The sequence below is a fragment of the Micromonospora sp. NPDC049274 genome (genome assembly GCF_040678875.1).
Lineage (GTDB): Bacteria > Actinomycetota > Actinomycetes > Mycobacteriales > Micromonosporaceae > Micromonospora.
Window position 1 is genome coordinate 470,126 of the sequence record NZ_JBFAQS010000001.1, and the last position, 17,559, is coordinate 487,684.

Genomic DNA, 17,559 nt, shown 5'->3' on the forward strand with positions numbered 1-17,559 from the left:
CGACGACGGCTGAGCGGGGTGCTGCCGCCCGCCGCCTGACCCGCGGCGGGCGACAGCGATCCGTGGAGGTCAGCCCAGCGGGCCGACCTCCCGTTCGATGGCGGCGCGCAGCTCCGGCCCGGCCAGCACCGCGCGGGCGGCCTCCAGCACAGGTGCGAGGAACACGTCCGGGCCGGGTTCACCGGCCGCCGGACCGAGCGCGGCGACGGCGGCCCGGCCGGCAGGCGACGGCACCAGCGGCGCGCGCAGTTGCAGGCCGCGTACGCCGGCCAGCAACTCGACGGCGAGCAGGCTGGTCAGGTTGTCCAGTACGGTACGCAGCTTCTTGGTGGCCGCCCAGCCCATCGAGACGTGGTCCTCCTGCATGCCGCTTGTGGGCAGCGAGTCCACCGAGGCGGGGGCGGCCAGCCGCCGGTTCTCCGCGACGATCCCGGCCGCCGTGTACTGGGCGATCATCAGGCCGGAGTTGACCCCGGCGTCGGGGGAGAGGAACGCGGGTAGTTCCCGGGAACGGGTGACGTCCAGCAGCCGGTCGACCCGCCGCTCGGCGATCGCGCCCACCTCGGCGGCGGCGATGGCGAGAAAGTCGGCGGCGAAGCCCAGCGGCGCGCCGTGGAAGTTTCCGGTGGACTCGACCCGCCCGTCGGGCAGCACCACCGGGTTGTCCACGACGGACACCAGCTCGCGGGCCGCGACCGTGCGGACGAAGTCCAGGGTGTCCCGGGCCGCGCCGGCGACCTGCGGTGCGCAGCGCATCGAGTACGCGTCCTGCACGGCGTGCGCCAGGTCGTCGCGGTGCGAGTCCATGACGCGGGAGTCCTGCAACAGCCGGTGGATGTTCGCCGCCGACGCCGCCTGGCCGGGGTGCGGTCGGATGGCGTGCAGCTCGGGCAGGAACGGCCGCTCCGAGCCGAGCATCGCCTCGATGGCCAGCGCGGCGGTCACGTCGGCCATGGCGAACAGGTGCGCCGCGTCGTGGATGGCCATCAGCAGCATGCCGAGCATGCCGTCGGTGCCGTTGATCAGCGCCAGCCCCTCCTTGGCGGCCAGCTCGATCGGCGTGAGCCCGGCGGCGTGCAGCACCTCGGCCGCGTCGCGCCGCTCGCCGGCCGGGCCGAGCACCCAGCCCTCACCGAGCAGCACGAGCGCGCAGTGCGCCAGCGGCGCCAGGTCGCCGGAGGCGCCCAACGAACCGTGCTCCGGCACCCACGGGGTGATGTCGTGGTTGAGCAGGTCGACGAGCGCCTCGGCGACCAGCGGGCGGACGCCGGAGCGGCCCAGGGCGAGCGAGCGGACCCGCAGCAGCATCATGGCCCGCACCACCTCGCGCGGCATCGGGGCGCCCACCCCGGCGGCGTGCGAGCGGATCAGCGCGTGTTGCAGCTCGGCCCGCCGCTCCGGCGCGACGAAGGTGTTGGCGAGCGCGCCGAACCCGGTCGACACGCCGTACACGGGCCGCCCGGCGGCCTCGATGCCGTCCACGATCGCGCGGCTGGTCGCCATCGCGTCCCGGGTGGCCGGGGCGAGGGTCACCGTGGCGGTGCCGCGCGCCACCGCGAGGACGTCGTCGGCGGTGATACCGGTGGGCTGGATGGTCACGGTCGTCACTGTGGAACTCCGTTGCGTATTACCTGGTGGATCAGGGGGACACCGGGCCGGTAGGCCAGGTGCAGGTACGAGGGGGCGTCCAGGACGACCAGGTCGGCCCGCGCGCCGGGGGTGAGCACGCCGACGTCGTCGCGGCGCAGCGCCCGCGCGCCACCGGCGGTCGCCGCCCACAGCGCCTCCGCCGGGGTCATCCGCATCTCCCGGACCGCGAGGGCGATGCAGAACGGCATCGACGAGGTGTACGACGAGCCGGGGTTGCAGTCCGTCGCCAGCGCCACCGTGACTCCGGCGTCGAGCAGCCGGCGGGCGTCCGGGTACGGCGAGCGGGTGGAGAACTCGGCGCCGGGCAGCAGGGTGGCGACTGTGGTCGTGTGCGGGCCTTTGTGGCACATGCAGGCCACCGCCGTGGAGGCCAGCGCGTCCACGTCGGCGTCGGACAGGTGGGTGCAGTGGTCGACGCTTGCCGCACCCAGCTCCACCCCGAGCTGCACACCCGGCCCGGGGCCGAGCTGGTTGGCGTGCAGCCGCACACCGAGCCCGACGGCCTGCCCGCAGGCGAGGATGGCCCGGGCGTGGTCGACGTCGAAGGCGCCCCGCTCGCAGAACACGTCGATCCACTTGGCGTGCGGCGCGGCGGCGGCCAGCATCGGCCCGCAGACCAGTCCGACGTAGTCGTCCGGACGGTCGGCGTACTCGGCGGGGACCACGTGCGCGCCGAGGAAGGTGGTGTCCTCGGTGAACTCGGCGGCGATCCGCAGCGAGCGGGCCTCGTCGGCGACGCTCAGCCCGTACCCACTCTTGATCTCGATGGTCGTGGTGCCCTGGCGCAGCGCCTCCCCGCGCAGCCTGCGCACGGTGGCCCGCAGCTCGTCGTCGGTGGCGGCCCGGGTCGCGCCGACGGTGGTCCGGATGCCACCGCCGGTGTAGGGCTCGCCGGCCATCCGGGCGGCGAACTCGGCGGCCCGGTCCCCGGCGAAGACCAGGTGCGCGTGGCTGTCCACGAACCCGGGCAGCACGGCGGCCCCACCGGCGTCGATCCGCCGGTCGGCGGCCGGCGCGTACGCGGCCGGCCCGACCCACGCCACGCGGCCCTCCTCGATCAGCACTGCCGCCCTGCGGCGGATGCCCAGCGGGCCCTCGCCGACGCCGTTGGTGACCAGCTCGCCGATGTTGTCGACAAGCAGGGCGCTCATGAGGGGATCACCGCCTCGATGGACGCCGACAGTTCGGCCGGCACGTCCACGCTCAGGTGCCGGCCCTCGGCCACCACCACGCGGCCGTCCACCACCACCTGTTCGACGTCGGCCGCCCCGGCCGCGAAGAACGCCCCCACCGGCGGCACCCCGGCGGTGCGGGCGCTGTCGAGTCGTACCGTGACCAGGTCGGCGCGAGCGCCGACGGCGATCCGCCCGGCGTCGGCCCAGCCCAGCGCGGCGTGGCCGGCGGCGGTCGCCATGGTCAGCAGACCGGCCGGGGTGAAGTGGCCGCGGCGGCGGGTGCGCAGCCGTTCGTCCAGCTCCACCGCCCGGGCCTCCTCGAACAGGTCGATGACGGCGTGGCTGTCGCTGCCCAGACTCAGCCGGATCCCCGCGTCGGCCATCCGCCGGGCCGGGCCGATGCCGTCGGCGAGGTCGCGTTCGGTGGTGGGGCAGAGGCACACACCGGTCCGGCTGTCGCCGAGCAGCGTCAGGTCACCGCTTGTCGGATGGGTGGCGTGCACGGCTGTGGTGTCCGGCCCGAGCACGCCGTGCTCGGCGAGCAGGGCGGTGGGCGTACGCCCGTGCACGGTCCGGCACTCGTCGTTCTCGGCGGGCTGCTCGGAGAGGTGCACGTGCAGCGGCGCCTGCCGCTCCCGGGCCCAGTCGGCGACCGTGCCGAGTTGGTCGGCCGGGACCGCCCGCACCGAGTGCACTGCCGCGCCCACCCGGACGTGCGAGTCCGCCGGCGCGAACGCCGACACGCGCTGCGCCCAGCGGGCCGCGTCGCCGTCGCCGAAGCGCCGCTGCGGCCCGGTGAGCGGCCGGCCGTCCACCCCGGCGCTCAGGTAACAGGTGTCCAGCAGGGTGAGCCGGATGCCGGCGTGCGCGGCGGCCTCGACAAGCGCCGCCCCCATCGCGTTCGGGTCGTCGTACGCGCCGCCGTCGGGCCTGTGGTGCAGGTAGTGGAACTCGCCGACGCATGTGATCCCCGCGAGGGCCATCTCGGCGTAGACGGCGCGGGCCAGCGCCAGGTAGGTGTCCGGGTCCAGCCGGTCGGCGACCGCGTACATCCGGTCCCGCCAGCTGAAGAAGTCGCCCCGGCCGCCGTGGGTACGCCCGCGCAGAGCCCTGTGGAAGGCGTGCGAGTGCACGTTCGCGAGGCCGGGCAGGGTCAGGCCGGGCAGCGGCACCGCGTCGGCGTACACGTCCACGCCGGCGCTCGGCCGGCCGGGAGCGGCCAACGCGGTCACACCGGTGATCACCCCGCCGGCGGTCTCGATGAGCACGTCGGGCGTGGGCTGGGCGAGATCGGGCAGCCAGGCGTACTCGGCGAGCCAGCGGGTCGGTGTCACAGGCATGTCAGCTCCTCCAGCACGCGGGCCAGCGCCCGTACCCCGGCGGCGCAGTCGTCGTCCGTCGCGGCCTCGGCGGGGGAGTGCGACACCCCTGTCGGGTTGCGCACGAAGAGCATCGCGGTGGGCAGGTGCGCGGCGAGCACCCCGGCGTCGTGCCCGGCACCGGTCGGCAGCACCGGCGCGTCGAGCAGCGTCGCCAGGCGTTCGGCCAGCCCACCGTCGAAGGCGACAAGCGGGGTCACCGACTCCTCGGTGACTGTCACCTCCGTACCGTCGCGGCGGGCCCGCTCGGCGAGCTTGCCCCGGACCGCGTCGACGAGCCCGGTCAGGGTCTCCGGGTCGGCGGCGCGGGCGTCCAACCAGCCGGTCACCCTCGACGGGATGGCGTTTGTGGCGTTGGGCTCGACGGAGACCCGGCCCACTGTGGCGTGCGCCCCGCGCAGCCGGGCCTCCTTGTTGGCCGCCAGCACCGTGAACGCGTAGGTGAGCATCGGGTCGCGGCGGTCGGCCATCCGGGTCGTACCCGCGTGGTTGCCCTCGCCGACAACGTCGAAGCGCCAGCGGCCGTGCGGCCAGATCGCGCTTGCCACGCCTACCGGCGCGTCCACGTCGGCAAGCGCGCGGCCCTGCTCGACGTGCAGCTCCACGAAGGCGCCGAACCGGCCCAGCAGCTCCGGTCGGGCGCCCGCCGGTCGGTCGCCGAGCGCGTCGGCGAAGCTCACCCCGGCCGCGTCGCGCAGGCCGGCCGCGCGGTCGGCCGACAGCGCCCCGGTGAGCAGCCGCGACCCCAGACAGGGTACGCCGAAACGGGCGCCCTCCTCCTCGACGAAAGCGCCCAGCACCAGCGGCCGGACGGGGGTGACCCCGGCGGCGCGCAGCTCGTCCACGGCCAGGAACGCGCTGACGATGCCGAGCGGCCCGTCGTACGCCCCGCCGTGCGGCACCGAGTCGAAGTGGCTTCCGGTCAGCACCGCGTCGGCGCCCTCGGGGTCACCCCAGTGGGCGAACAGGTTGCCGTTGCCGTCCTCGGTGACCGGCAGGCCCCGCCGCCGCGCCTGCGCACGGAACCAGGCCCGCAACTCCGTCTCCGGCTCGGTCAACGCGTAGCGCAGGTAGCCGCCGCTGCCGGCGTCCCGCCCGACCGGCGCGATCTCGTCCCACAACGCCCGGAAACGGGAGGAGAGGTCGTCGCTCACGCGGGTGCCTCGGTCATGGGGACCCGGACGCCGGTGCGCTCGGCGACCTCGCGGGCGCTGTCGTAGCCGGCGTCGACGTGCCGGATGACGCCCATCGCCGGGTCGTTGGTGAGCACCCGCTCGATCTTCTGCCCGGCGAGGGCGGTGCCGTCGGCCACGCAGACCTGCCCGGCGTGGATCGACCGGCCGATGCCGACGCCACCGCCGTGGTGGATCGACACCCAGGACGCGCCGCTCGCCGTGTTGACCAGGGCGTTGAGCAGCGGCCAGTCGGCGATGGCGTCGGAGCCGTCGGCCATCCCCTCGGTCTCCCGGTACGGGCTCGCGACGCTGCCGGTGTCCAGGTGGTCCCGACCGATCACCACCGGGGCGGAGAGCTCACCGGAGGCGACCATGTCGTTGAACCGCACACCCGCCCGGTCCCGCTCACCCTGGCCGAGCCAGCAGATCCGGGCCGGCAGACCCTGGAACGCGACCCGCTCGCCGGCCAGCTTGATCCACCGGGCCAGCGACTCGTTCTCCGGGAACAGATCCAGGATGGCCCGGTCCGTGGCCGCGATGTCGGCCGGGTCTCCGGAGAGCGCCGCCCACCGGAACGGACCCCTGCCCTCGCAGAACAACGGCCGGATGTACGCCGGCACGAAGCCCGGGAAGTCGAAGGCACGCTGGTAGCCGCCGAGCTGCGCCTCGCCCCGGATCGAGTTGCCGTAGTCGAACACCTCGGCGCCGGCGTCGAGGAAGCCCACCATGGCCTCGACGTGCTGCGCCATCGACGCGCGGGCCCGGTCGGTGAACTCGGCCGGCTTGGCCGTGGCGTAGTCGCGGGCGTCGGCCAGCTCGACCCCCACCGGCACGTACGCCAGCGGGTCGTGGGCGCTGGTCTGGTCGGTCACGATGTCGATCTCGACGCCCCGGCGGAGCAGCTCGGGGAAGACCTCGGCGGCGTTGCCGACCACGCCGACGCTCAGCGCCCGCCGGTCCCGCTTCGCGGCGAGAACCCGCTCGACGGCGTCGTCCAGGGAGTCGGCGACCTCGTCGAGGTAGCGGTCGTGCACGCGACGGTCCAGCCGGGTGCGGTCCACGTCCACGATCAGGCAGACGCCGTCGTTCATGGTGACCGCGAGGGGCTGCGCGCCGCCCATTCCGCCGCAGCCGGCGGTCAGGGTCAACGTGCCGGCGAGACTGCCGTCGAACCTCTTCGCGGCCACCGCCGCGAACGTCTCGTAGGTGCCCTGGAGGATGCCCTGGGTGCCGATGTAGATCCACGAACCGGCGGTCATCTGCCCGTACATCGTCAGGCCGAGCTGTTCGAGGCGGCGGAACTCCGGCCAGGTCGCCCAGTCACCGACCAGGTTCGAGTTGGCCAGCAGCACCCGGGGCGCCCACTCGTGGGTGCGCATCACCCCCACCGGGCGGCCCGACTGCACAAGCATCGTCTCGTCCTCGCGCAGGTCGCTAAGCGTACGGACCAACGCGTGGTACGACGGCCAGTCCCGCGCCGCCTTGCCGGTGCCGCCATAGACGACCAGGTCGTCGGGGCGTTCGGCCACCTCCGGGTCGAGGTTGTTCATCAGCATTCGCAGGGCGGCCTCCTGCTGCCACCCGCGGGTGGTGAGCTGGCTGCCCCGTGCGGCACGGATGGGCTGGGTCATCTGCGGTCTCCTCCGGTCAACCGAGGAACAACTGTCGGCGGGCCGCGGAGGCTTCGAACGCCTCCAGACGGCGTTGGGTGTCGGCCGGCGCGGCGTCGCAGATCGCCTGCAGCAGCACCATGGCCAGGGTCATCGGGGCGGTGTGCAGGTCGAAGACGAGCTGTGCGCCGACGGCGGCCGGCAGCACCACGTCGGCGTGTTCGACGGCCGGGCTGACCGGCGAGTCGGTGATCGCCACGACGGTGAGTCCGGCGGCACGCGCGTCGCGCAGCGCGTCCAGGGTCTCCCGGGGATAGCGGGGCAGCACGAAGGCCAGTACGGCGGACGCCCCGGACTCGGCGGCCTGCTCCAGGCGGTCGGTGAGCAGGCTGCCGCCGTCGTCGAGCACCCGCACGTCCGGGTGCACCTTGGCGGCGAAGTAGGCGAAGTACGCGGCCAGCGGCGCGGCGGCGCGCAGCCCGAGCACCGGCAGCGGGCGGCTGGCCGCGAGCAGTCGCCCGGTCTCGGCGATCCGGTCGGTGTCGGCGAGCTGACCGGCCAGCCGGTCCAGGTTGCCCATCTCGGCGCGTACGGCCTGCTGGAGCTCGTTGGCGGCGTCGGTAGGACCGCCCGGTGTCGTGCTGGTGAGGTCGCGCAGCCGGCGGCGCAGCGCGGGGTAGCCGTCGTGGCCGAGCGCGACGGCGAACCGGGTGACCGAGGGCTGGCTGACCCCGGCCAGCTCGGCGACCTCCGCCGCGGAGAGGTACGCCACGGCCGGGGCGTGTTGTACGAGGCAGTGCGCGATCCGACGCTGGGTCGGGGTGAGTCGAATCCCGTCGAACAACTCCAGCAGGTCGGTGGCTCCTGCACCGCTTTCATTCACGGCATGACTCTAAGCATGAGAACTTTCACCGACAAGACCGGGGCGCCGGGCTGCCGTCCGCAGGCGCGACCGGAGTGTCGCCCGGCCTGCCGACCTACCCGGTCGGTAAGGGAGCTCCGCACCTTGTGGATCCTGATGGTTCTCTAGAGCGTGCAGCCTGCCTTGTCTCGCTTCCACGCGGCCTCGTCGGACCTGGCGCAGGCTTTTGCGAGCGGTAGGCGCAGGCCACGGTCGACGAGGTAGTCGCCGACAGCATCGACAAAATCAACAATTGGGCCGGTGCGGCCCGACCCGGTGCCGAGAACGAATACAGCTTGAAGTTCGACCATCGAGTTGGCCGCGTGGCAAGGCAGGGCGAGTCCGAGGCAAATGACGCGCGTACGCGGTGCTGCCGGTGATCAAACGAACAAGGGCTAGCAGCGGCACAGGCGAGATTGGGTCGTAAGATCCATCAAGGCGCTCTGAGTTGGTCAGGGCAGGTTGAGGCGAAGATGCGGATCTCCACGGAGGAGCGAAGCGTGACACCCGAGTCGGTTGCTGTCGACGTTGTCGCCGCGCTGTCGCACTGCGACCGAGCGTTGGGCGACTATGCGACGACGATTAAACTCGACTACGATTTCGGTCCGGACAGCGAGCTGTATCCTCATCTTGTCTTCGAGCCGCAGGGCAGCGGGGCGCAGGCGGACATTCGCAAGACGATCAGGATGCCGATCTCGCTGCGTCCTTTCTTGAGCAACGAGATCGGCATTCAGATCATGCTCACCTTCACGAAGATGTCTTGTGAGGTTGCTTCTTCCGTTGAGGCTCATCTGGACCGGGCAATGGCGGGCTGGGAGCCTGGCGTCCACGTCCTCTATCGCAAGGTCTCCGAAGGGCTGAGGCTGGCGGAGCTGTCGGAGACCGTTGATGCCCACATCTTGGATCTCTACCGCCTCCCCACGTTCCCGAAGTCGCTCGGGATACGGCCTCGGGGCTAGCCGGCTTCTGTGCGGGATGCCCCGTGCGTCTGTCGGCAGCGGCTGGCGGCGCTGGGCCAATTACGCCCTGCCAACCCAGGTGGGATCTTCCGCCCGAAGCCGTCAGTTCGGGAACAGCCGTCGATGACGGCTCCTACGCCTTCGCCAAGGTCGACATCGGCCCGGAGAGCGTGGCTGCACCGGTGTGCTGGTCAACTCGTACTGGGTGATCACCGCGAAGAGCTGCTTCAGCTTCGACGGACAGCCCGTCGTCGGCGGTCCGCTGGCGCAGCCCGTGACGATCACCTGCGGCCGACCCGCCGAACCGACCCCGCACGTCGACTTTCGACAGCCGACAGCGTCGTCCGCTGAGCCGTTCGGCGTCCGACCGCTGGACACCGCGCTGTCGCGGAGTCTGTAAGATCGCAAGGCGGCTGAGCTAAGGAGTGGCACCTTCTCTGTAGTATCCGCACGGCGGTTGAGCGGAGGAGTGCGGATGCAGCCGGATGGCCCGTACAGGTTCACCCACGTGCTGGGCGGATGTCAGGTGGGCAAGGCGTGGGCGGCCATCGACGAGCAGGGCCGGCTGGTGACCGTGGCTGTCCTGGACGCCAGCGTGGCCACGCCCGCTTGGCGGGAGGCGTTCTTCGCCACTGCCAAAGCGATGGCGCAGACGCAGGGCGGTCAGCCGTTCGTCCACGCTGACTTCGCCGCCACCGCGCCGTGGGTCGCCTACTCGGCCGAGGCGGGACCGGCTGCGGAGAGGCTCTTCCGTGCGTTGGGCATGGACTACCAACCGGTTCCGATTGAAGCCACGTCATCCGGCACCGACGTGCCGTCGACCTTCGCCCCCGTCAGCCCGACCGATGCGGTGCCGCAGCAGGTCTCCGGGCCGCCGCAGTCCGTCTCGGGTGTGCCGCAGCAGGTGTCCGCGCCGCCGCAGCAGGTCTCCGGGCCGCCGCAGCAGGTCTCCGGACCGCCGCAGTCAGTCTCGGGTGTGCCGCACCAGGTGTCCGCGCCGCCGCAGCAGGTCTCGGGTGTTCCGCAACAGGTGTCCGCGCCGCCCCACGCGCCCTGGGCGATGCACGGTGGTCCGATTCCCGTACAGCCGATCTCCGCCGCGCCACAACCGGTCTCCGGCGTCGGTGCGGAGGCGTCCACCGTGGACCCGGTGTTCCCGGATGACGACCGGCCGTCCTCCGGCGACCCGTTCGCCGGCCCGGTCCGGCGGATCAAGCCGTCCGCGCCGCCCCCGCGCCGCACCGGCCTCTGGGTTGGTGTCGCCGCCGCGGCCCTGGCGGTGGCTGTGGGCGCCGGCGCCACCGTCTGGGCGGTCTCCGGCGACGAGAAGCCGACCGAGCCGCAGACCCTGCCCACGGCGTCCGGCAGCGCGGCCTTCCCCAGCGCCCCGGCGATCAACCCTGGGCTGAAGCCCTGGGCCCAGGCCGCGCCGTACAGCGTCGAGGAGCGTTCCCTCGCCATCGCCGGGCCGTCCATGGTGTTCGTCGAGGCAGTCTTCACCGGCACCCTGCGAGAGGCGAAGTCCAACGTTCCGCTGAGTGTGACGCCGGTCACCTTCAAGCGGCGGTGCAGCGGCTTCGTGGTGAACGCGGACGGCCACATCGTCACCAACGGTCAGTGCGTTCGCCCGGCCGTGGAGGCGGCCCGGGAGCGCGCCCTCTACACGCTCGGTCGGATCCTGATCGAGCAGAAGAGGCTGACCGCGCCCCAGCTCGACGGGTACGTCCGGAGCAAGCTGAACAGCAGTGTTTTCACAGGTGCCGAGCCCGGCTCGGAACCCGTCAGCCAGGTCTTCGCCCAGTTCAACGTGGCCCGCGGCGACCTCACCGCCAGCCCCGCCATCCCCGGCCAGATCGTCCGGGTCCTCGAGCCCGATGCCGGCAACCTCGCTCTGGTCAAGCTGACCCAACCCAGCCTCCCGACGGTGGAGTTGGCCGACGGCGGCGTGCCCGGACCGGGCGCCGCGCTGCTCGTGATGGGTTACCGCACCACCGACGCGGACTTCCGGGCCGCGACCTACACCGTGGAGAGCAAGCCGGCCCAGGTCGCCGGCACGGCCAGCCAGGGATCGGTGAGCGTCTCCCGCCTCAACGACGACGTCGGCATCTACTCCGCCGGTGGCGTCGCCCTGGACACCACCGGCCGGGTGGTCGGCGTGCTGGACACCGACCGTGCGGCAAGTGGCACACCCAACCGCGCGCTGGTGCCGGTGTCGGTGGTCACCGGGCTGCTCGAGGCGGGTGGCACCAGCAACGGCCGCGCCGACACCGACAGGGTGTACCGGGACGGGTTGGACGCGTTCTTCGCCGGTCGGAACGCCGATGCCATCGCCAACTTCGACCGCGTCGCCGACGCATCGCCGGTCAACCTCCTGGCACAGGCGTACCGGCAGAACGCCGTGGACCGCGCCCGGCTCGCCGGGGAATCGGACGGCCCGCCCCGGCTCCTGCTGACGCTGCTCGCCGGGCTCGGTGGTGTGCTGCTGGTCGGGCTGATCGTGCTCGTGGTGGTGTTCCTCCGCCGGCGCCCCCGGTACTGACCGGGCCGCCCCGCACGGCAGCGGTCAGCGGGTGGAGTCGTCCCGCCCCCACCCGTCGCGCGGGTGTCGGCGGGCGCGCAGCGCCGCGGCGACCGTGATCGCCACGTAGACCGTGGCCGCCGGGACGAGCCACGGCCGGGGCAGGACGACGTCGCGCAGCCAGGAGGACGGTACCGACGCCCGGACCCCGTCATGGCTGGCCCGCAGCATCGTGTTGCCGGCCCGCACCCGCGCCAGGGTGCGGAGCAGATCACGGGTACGGCGGGGCGCCTGCACATAGGACGTCGCATCGCCGACCTCGCGCTTCTCCTCAGACGAGAACTGCGAATCCAGGAAAAGATCGTCAGCGATCTGCTCGGGGAATTGGTCGAAGCGCCGGTGCCCGGCCTCCGAGATGCCGATGGCGCCGCGACCGAACAACGCATCGGCGAAAATCGGCAGCCTGGTGTTGATGGCGTAGTACGCGTGCACCGCCGCCGGTCGGCCGGTTGTCACCATCTGCCGCCGCGGCATGACCGCCAGGGGCGGGGAGTCGCCCTCGGTGAGCGTCGCGGCCATCCGGCGCAGCGCTCCGGGGCTCAGGACGACGTCCGCGTCGAGGTAGATCCGGGGGAAACCGCGGGCGACGGTGTCTCCCACGTTGAGCGCGTGGGCCTTCCCCGCCTCGGCCACCTCGATGACCCGTACCTCCGGGCGCCGGGCAGCGACGAGCGCAGTGTCGTCCGTGCAGCCGTTGGCCACGACGACGATGTCCAGCTCGTCCGGGCCGGCGTCGGTGAGCAGCGCGTCGAGGCAACCACCGATGACCCGTGCCTCGTTGTGGGCGGCGATCACCACGGAGATCATCGAAGTAGCCACCATCCACAATCGAGGAAACCGGTCGCTTCGTGCTGGCGGCCGGACAGGTCGCAGGTCATGCCGGGCCGACCGGGTACGACGGTCCAGCTTGCCGGAGACGGTCGCGCCTCGCAAGACAGCCGAAAAAGCGGTCGAATTGGTCAATCCGAAATGTCCGTCCAGCCGGCTGAGATCGCAGCTCGGCAAGTGTGTCGGACCATGGCCGGGGGCCCCGGAATATCGGAGAACGCTGGTATCGTCCTCGTGATTCTGGGACCGGGCGGCGGCAGGCCACTGTGGATGTTCCGTAGCGACATTTGGTTCATCCGGTGTCTGTTGCCAGCTGCTCTCGTCCAGGGATCGATGGTCGGACGACATCGGCCGGAGCGACGGCGCGCCCACGATGCCGGCCGGCGCCCACGGCGGACACTGATGAGGAGACACGCCCGCGATGGGAACCTTGACCACTCCGGCCCCAGGACCACGGTCGGAGGTGGGGCACCGGGACGGGCCGACGCCCCGCTACGAGCAGATCGCCGGGTACCTGGCCGTCGGCGCCCTGGCTCTCATCGCGGTGAAGCCACTGCTCGACATCGGTGAGAAGGACGCCGGCGGCGGGATCGACCTCGGCGTGGTGCTCACCGCCGTCGGCGCCGCGCTGATGTTCGCCGCGTACGGGTTCGTCGCCCTCGGCGCCCGTCGGCTGCCGCCCAGGCCGCTGCTGCTGGTGGCGGGTGCGCTGGTGCTGCTCCTGGTCAGCTCGGCGGTCAGCTACCTCCTCGTGGGCGCCCGCGGCGACCTGCTCGATCTATTCGACGTGCGTCGCTATCCGATCTACGGCGCGCACCTGGAGCCCCGCTCGGCCATCCCGGCCGAGGCGTTGCGGCTGGTGGTCGGCTTCGCCCCGATCGCGCTGCTCGGCCTGCTGCTGATGCGGCGGTCCCTCGTCTCCTCGCGGCGACTCGTCCTGGTCACCGGGGTCGTGCTGGCCGGCGCCGTCGTCCACTGTGCACTGGCGTGGCTTCAGGTCGCCGGAGTCATTCCGTACTCGTTCTACTTCGAGCTGGCCAACTGGCAGAAGATCGGGCGTGCCTCGGGGGGTTACTACCACCCGATGTCGCTCGGCCGGCTGCTCATCTTCTCGGTCTTCCTGATCTACGTCCTGGGCGATCGGCTCCGCGTGCCGGCCGCCGTGCGGTACGCGCTGATCGGCCTCTTCGTCGCCACCGGCGCCGTGTCCCTGCACCGCTTCACGATCCTCTGCCTGATCGTCATCGTGGCCGCCTTCGAGGCGCGACGCGTCCGTGGCCTGATCGCGTCCCGGCGCGCCGGTGGCCGGGTCGACCGCAGGTCGGCGCTGCTGGTGGGCGGCGGGGTGGCGGCGGTCGCTGCCACTGCCGGTGGCCTGTGGGGCGGGGCCATCTGGGAGCGGGTCCGGGTCGCCCTCACGGAGGTGGGGTCGCTCGACGTCCGGTCCGACACCTTCATGCACGGCCGCGGCGCGATCTGGAACGACGTGGCGGACATCCTGGGTCGCTCGTCCGCGGACGTGTGGCTGTTCGGCTTCGGCTACGAGCCGTGGGACATGCACAACGACCTGATCCGCGTCATGATCATCTGGGGAGTCACCGGGCTCGTCCTGGTCGGCGCGATCCTCGTCGGGCTCTACCGCCTCGCCCGTGCGCAGCTCGGCCCGTCCGGTCGACTGCCGCTGCTGGTGCTCTTCGCCACGCTCCTCATCTTCGGGCTCACCCAGAAGCCCCTGGCGTACCCGTACTTCCTCTGGCTCTTCTTCCTCGGCATGCTGGCAGTGCTCGCGGTCGACGCGGAGAACGACGACGACACGCGGCCGGGGTCGTCGTTGCGGTCCGACGACAGCGGGTCGGTGGCGTCGGGCGGGCCGACATGACGAACCCCTCGGTCCCCGCATCCCTTCGTGCGGACCACCCCCACCCGCCCCGACAGGCCGACCGGGGCGAGGCGGACGCGGCCACCACACCTGTCGTCCGGCCCACCTTCACGGTCTGCATCGTCGTCCGGGACCGGGCCGCCCTGCTCGTCAACGCGGTCCGCAGCGTGCTGGCCAACACCTACCAGGATTTCGAGCTCGTCATCGTCGACGACGGCTCCGAGGTGCCGGTCGCGCAGGTGATCGCCGAGGCCGGGCTCACCACCGACCGCCGGATCAGGGTGCTGAGCCAACCGCCCACCGGCATCGCCGAGGCCCGCAACCGTGGGCTGCGCGCCGCGGTCGGGCGGTACCTGACCGTGCTCGACTCCGACGACGAGCTCACCAAGGACGCGTTGGCCCGGCTGCACCGGCTGCTCACCACCACCGGGCGGAGCTGGGTGTACGCCGACTACACCGAGATCACCCAGGGTGTGGACCGGCCCATCCGGCTGCCCGAGTACGCCTCGGCCGACCGCATGCTGCTCGGCGTCCTGACCCGTCCGCGCCTGCCGTTCAAGCATTCCGGCACCACCATCGACCGGCAGGTGCTCGACACCATCGGCGGGTACGACGAGACCTTCCGGCTCTTCGAGGACATCGAGCTGGTGCTGCGCGCGCTGCGGTCCGGTGTGCACCCCTGCCACCTGGACCACCCCATCGTGCGGTTCCAGCGCCACGACGGCAACGTCACCCGAGGCCGTCTCGGCGGCCTGGTCTTCTGGTTCCGACTGATCGACATGTACCGGCCGTGGCGGTTTCCCGGGGTGGGCCTGAGCATGAAGGCGCTGCGGGCGCTGAGCGAGACGGGCAAGTGGCTTGTCACCCGCATCCGTTGACCTCGACCCCGGCAGCCCGGTGCGCCCGGCGGCGTCGCGCGGACGGGTGACCCGGGTCCTGGGCCATCTGGGCATGCTGGGCCTGAGTCAGGTAGGCGTCACCGTCGCGGCCTTCGCCACCCAGATCGTGTTGGCCCGCAGCCTGCCCCCGGCCGCGTTCGGGACGTTCACCGCCGCCCTCGCCGTGGTGTCACTGACCGCGCCGCTGGCGGTCTTCGGTGTCTCCGAGCTCTGGTTGCAGCGGTTCGGGCAGGAGGGGGAGCGGGCCTACCGCTGGGTGCGCCCGTCGCTGCGTCTGGTGCTTATCGCCTGCGTGCTGCTCGTCGCGGGCACGCTGGCCTGGAGCGGCGCCGAGATGCACGATCCGGCCGAGGGCGGGGTGCGTGCGCTGCTGGCCAGCGTGGTCGTCGCGCAGGCGGGCCTCGCGCTCGTCGCATCGGTGCAGCAACTGCGCGGCGCGTACGCCGGCCTGTCGGCTCTGCAGGCCGCTCCGCACCTGGGCCGGGTGCTGGTGGTGCTGGCGGTGTGGCTGTTCGGGTTCTCGGTGGTGGTGGCGGCGGCCGGTTACGCCCTGGTCGCCCTGCTGACCGTGGTGGCCTGTGCCGTCGTCATGCGGCCCTTCCTCCGTGGGGACATGCCGCTGGAGGGGCACGCGGCAGCCACGGGGCCACCCGGCCCGGCGGTGCCGGTGACCGCTGTCGCCCGGGCCGCGACCCCGTTCGTGCTGGGCAACGTGTTCTACCTGCTCGGCATCTATCTGGGCACGGTGACCGTCGCCGAGGTGCGCGGTCCCGAGGCGGCCGCGGTGCTGTCCGTGCCGATGTCCGTGCTGACCGCCGTGTACCTCGTGCCCCGCGTGGTCTTCCAGCAGTACTTCCTGGCCAAGCTGCACCGCTGGTCGCAGACCGACCGGGGCGCGATCCTGATGGCGTACCGCTACGGCGGCACCGGGATGTTCGTGCTGGGTGTGGTCATCGCGGCGCTGGTGGCGCTCGGTGGGATGCCGGTGCTGCCGTTCCTGCTCGGTCGGGAGTACGCGGAGTCCGCTGCCGTCCTGGCCGTGCTCGCCCTGGCCATTCCGTTCCGGTTCGCCGGCGCGGCGGTGGCCTCGCTGCTCACCAGCGGCGGCCTGCTGCGTCGCAAGGTGGCCTATCAGGGCGTGGGCGCCCTCGTGTTCCTGGTGGCCCTCGCCGTCGCCACGCCGCTCTGGGGCATCATGGGTGCGGCGGCGGCGACCGTCGCGGCGGAGATCGTCCTCTGTGTGCTGTTCTGGACGGCGGTCCGCCGACGGGTCGTCGGGGACGCCGAGCTGCCGTCGTGGCACGATCTGCGCCAGCGACTTCCGAGGAGGGCCCCGCGTGCGTCCTGAACCGAGTGCCGCGGCTCGGCGTCCCCTCGTGGTCGGGTACTACGGCATGGAGAACGTCGGGGACAACGCCTTCTGTGTCGTCCTGGACTGGGCGACCCGCAGCTACTGGGGTGCCACTCACCCGGTCTTCGCCGCTCCGCCGATGGTCGACCTGCCCGGGGCGAGCGTGGGCATGAGCCCTCGGTGGTACGGCGGCCGGGGTGCCAGGGATCGCGCGGGGGCGCTGCTGAGCAAGGCGACCCTGCTGAGCCGCTCCTCGATGCTGATCTTCGGTGGCGGCTCGGTCTTCCGGGACATGGGACCGTTGAGCGAGAAGAGGCTGTTCAGCCTGTTCAGCCGATTCTCCGGGCATCCGATGGCAGCGGTCGGTGTCTCGATCGGCCCGTTCCTGTCCGCCGCCGCGGAGCGCCGCCTGGTCGAGGTGCTGAAGCGGATCGACGTCATCGGGGTCCGTGACGCCGCCTCCGCGGAGGTCCTGCGCCGCGCGGGCTATCCCGGTCTGCTCATCCAGGCGGGTGACCTCGCCGGCCTCCTGCCCGAGGCGCTGGGCGAGCCGATCCCACTCCGCCGGCCCCGCCCGGCGCCAGGCGCTCGGGCCCGCCTCGGGGTGACCCTGCTCGGCGTGGACTACGAGGCCGCCGCGCCGGACGTGCGACGGCGCGAGACCGCACTGGTCGAGGGCGTGCGGGCACTGGTGCGTAAGGAACCGGTGGACGTCACCGTCTTCGTCTTCAACACCCATGCCGAGCACGGCGACGAGCAGATCAGCGAGCGGCTCCGCGCGGCGGTGGCCGACGACTGCGAGGTGCGCGTGGTGACCGCGCGCGACGGCGTACGAGCCTGCTGGGACGAGATGAAGCGCTGCGACCTGGGGTTGCACATGCGGCTGCACGGCGCGGTCTTCGCGTATCTGGCCGGCGTGCCCTTCGCGTTGGTGCCCTACCAGCAGAAGTGTGACGACTTCCTCGACGACATCGACCAGCCGCCGTCCCTGCGGCTCGGGCGGGTCCCCGAGGATCCGGCCGAGGTGACGCGGGTGCTGGCCGGCATGCTCACCGACGACGCGGTGCCCGGTCTCACACGCGAGGAGTTCACCGAGCGGGCACGGTGGAACTTCACTCGGGCGCCCTGGGCGCTCGCCGCCGTGGCAGATCCGTCCGCAGGGTGACCAGCCGGGT

At 72.3% G+C, this 17,559-nt stretch carries 14 protein-coding genes; 7 read left to right on the forward strand and 7 right to left on the reverse strand.

What is annotated here, in order from left to right; all coding sequences use genetic code 11:
* Positions 1-69: 69 nt before the first annotated feature.
* From hutH to AB0K10_RS02150, 6 genes are read right to left on the reverse strand one after another with little or no spacing between them, the layout of a single operon-like run.
* Positions 70-1,608, reverse strand: a complete 1,539-nt coding sequence (hutH, locus tag AB0K10_RS02125) for a histidine ammonia-lyase (protein WP_363679050.1) — start codon at positions 1,606-1,608, stop codon at positions 70-72.
* Positions 1,605-2,801, reverse strand: coding sequence for an imidazolonepropionase (gene hutI, locus AB0K10_RS02130; protein ID WP_363679052.1), 1,197 nt, complete (start codon positions 2,799-2,801; stop codon positions 1,605-1,607). The genes hutH and hutI overlap by 4 nt, the downstream gene beginning before the upstream one ends.
* Positions 2,798-4,165, reverse strand: coding sequence for a formimidoylglutamate deiminase (locus tag AB0K10_RS02135; RefSeq protein ID WP_363679054.1), 1,368 nt, complete (start codon positions 4,163-4,165; stop codon positions 2,798-2,800). The genes hutI and AB0K10_RS02135 overlap by 4 nt, the downstream gene beginning before the upstream one ends.
* Complete coding sequence (locus tag AB0K10_RS02140) at positions 4,156-5,358, reverse strand: allantoate amidohydrolase (RefSeq protein WP_363679056.1); 1,203 nt, start codon at positions 5,356-5,358, stop codon at positions 4,156-4,158. Before AB0K10_RS02140 ends, AB0K10_RS02135 begins: the two co-directional genes overlap by 10 nt.
* Positions 5,355-7,010 (reverse strand): urocanate hydratase, encoded by a 1,656-nt coding sequence (gene hutU / locus AB0K10_RS02145; protein WP_363679058.1) that lies wholly within the window; start codon positions 7,008-7,010, stop codon positions 5,355-5,357. Before hutU ends, AB0K10_RS02140 begins: the two co-directional genes overlap by 4 nt.
* Before the next feature lie 16 nt (positions 7,011-7,026).
* The gene (locus AB0K10_RS02150; protein WP_363679060.1) at positions 7,027-7,872 is read right to left on the reverse strand and encodes a MurR/RpiR family transcriptional regulator; all 846 of its coding nucleotides are present in this window, start codon (positions 7,870-7,872) and stop codon (positions 7,027-7,029) included.
* Between the two features lie 518 nt (positions 7,873-8,390).
* Here AB0K10_RS02150 and AB0K10_RS02155 point away from each other — a divergent pair.
* The 3 genes from AB0K10_RS02155 to AB0K10_RS02165 all read left to right on the forward strand — a co-directional run bounded on the left by AB0K10_RS02155 (position 8,391) and on the right by AB0K10_RS02165 (position 11,388).
* Positions 8,391-8,849 (forward strand): hypothetical protein, encoded by a 459-nt coding sequence (locus AB0K10_RS02155; protein ID WP_363679062.1) that lies wholly within the window; start codon positions 8,391-8,393, stop codon positions 8,847-8,849.
* A gap of 184 nt (positions 8,850-9,033) precedes the next feature.
* On the forward strand, positions 9,034-9,249 hold the full coding sequence (locus tag AB0K10_RS02160; protein WP_363679064.1) for a hypothetical protein: 216 nt from the start codon (positions 9,034-9,036) through the stop codon (positions 9,247-9,249).
* A 75-nt stretch (positions 9,250-9,324) separates the two neighbouring features.
* Complete coding sequence (locus AB0K10_RS02165) at positions 9,325-11,388, forward strand: trypsin-like peptidase domain-containing protein (RefSeq protein ID WP_363679066.1); 2,064 nt, start codon at positions 9,325-9,327, stop codon at positions 11,386-11,388.
* 24 nt (positions 11,389-11,412) lie between these two features.
* Here AB0K10_RS02165 and AB0K10_RS02170 read toward each other — a convergent pair whose 3' ends face one another.
* The gene (locus tag AB0K10_RS02170; RefSeq protein WP_363679068.1) at positions 11,413-12,234 is read right to left on the reverse strand and encodes a glycosyltransferase family 2 protein; all 822 of its coding nucleotides are present in this window, start codon (positions 12,232-12,234) and stop codon (positions 11,413-11,415) included.
* 442 nt (positions 12,235-12,676) lie between these two features.
* On the opposite strand from AB0K10_RS02170, the gene AB0K10_RS02175 reads away from it, so the two are divergent.
* From AB0K10_RS02175 to AB0K10_RS02190, 4 genes are read left to right on the forward strand one after another with little or no spacing between them, the layout of a single operon-like run.
* Positions 12,677-14,134 (forward strand): hypothetical protein, encoded by a 1,458-nt coding sequence (locus tag AB0K10_RS02175; RefSeq protein ID WP_363679070.1) that lies wholly within the window; start codon positions 12,677-12,679, stop codon positions 14,132-14,134.
* Complete coding sequence (locus AB0K10_RS02180; protein WP_363679072.1) at positions 14,131-15,012, forward strand: glycosyltransferase; 882 nt, start codon at positions 14,131-14,133, stop codon at positions 15,010-15,012. The genes AB0K10_RS02175 and AB0K10_RS02180 overlap by 4 nt, the downstream gene beginning before the upstream one ends.
* A gap of 46 nt (positions 15,013-15,058) precedes the next feature.
* Positions 15,059-16,381: an oligosaccharide flippase family protein gene (locus tag AB0K10_RS02185; protein WP_363679074.1), complete on the forward strand. Its 1,323-nt coding sequence runs from the start codon at positions 15,059-15,061 to the stop codon at positions 16,379-16,381.
* Positions 16,371-17,549, forward strand: a complete 1,179-nt coding sequence (locus tag AB0K10_RS02190) for a polysaccharide pyruvyl transferase family protein (RefSeq protein WP_363679076.1) — start codon at positions 16,371-16,373, stop codon at positions 17,547-17,549. Before AB0K10_RS02185 ends, AB0K10_RS02190 begins: the two co-directional genes overlap by 11 nt.
* Positions 17,550-17,559 lie beyond the last annotated feature (10 nt).

Coding starts and splice junctions, on each gene's coding strand:
- AB0K10_RS02135 (WP_363679054.1), bottom strand. CDS start 4,165: ATGCCTGTGACACCGACCCGCTGGCTCGCCGAGTACGCCTGGCTGCCC.
- AB0K10_RS02170 (WP_363679068.1), bottom strand. CDS start 12,234: ATGATCTCCGTGGTGATCGCCGCCCACAACGAGGCACGGGTCATCGGT.
- AB0K10_RS02165 (WP_363679066.1), top strand. CDS start 9,325: ATGCAGCCGGATGGCCCGTACAGGTTCACCCACGTGCTGGGCGGATGT.
- hutU (WP_363679058.1), bottom strand. CDS start 7,010: ATGACCCAGCCCATCCGTGCCGCACGGGGCAGCCAGCTCACCACCCGC.
- AB0K10_RS02180 (WP_363679072.1), top strand. CDS start 14,131: ATGACGAACCCCTCGGTCCCCGCATCCCTTCGTGCGGACCACCCCCAC.
- AB0K10_RS02175 (WP_363679070.1), top strand. CDS start 12,677: ATGGGAACCTTGACCACTCCGGCCCCAGGACCACGGTCGGAGGTGGGG.
- hutI (WP_363679052.1), bottom strand. CDS start 2,801: ATGAGCGCCCTGCTTGTCGACAACATCGGCGAGCTGGTCACCAACGGC.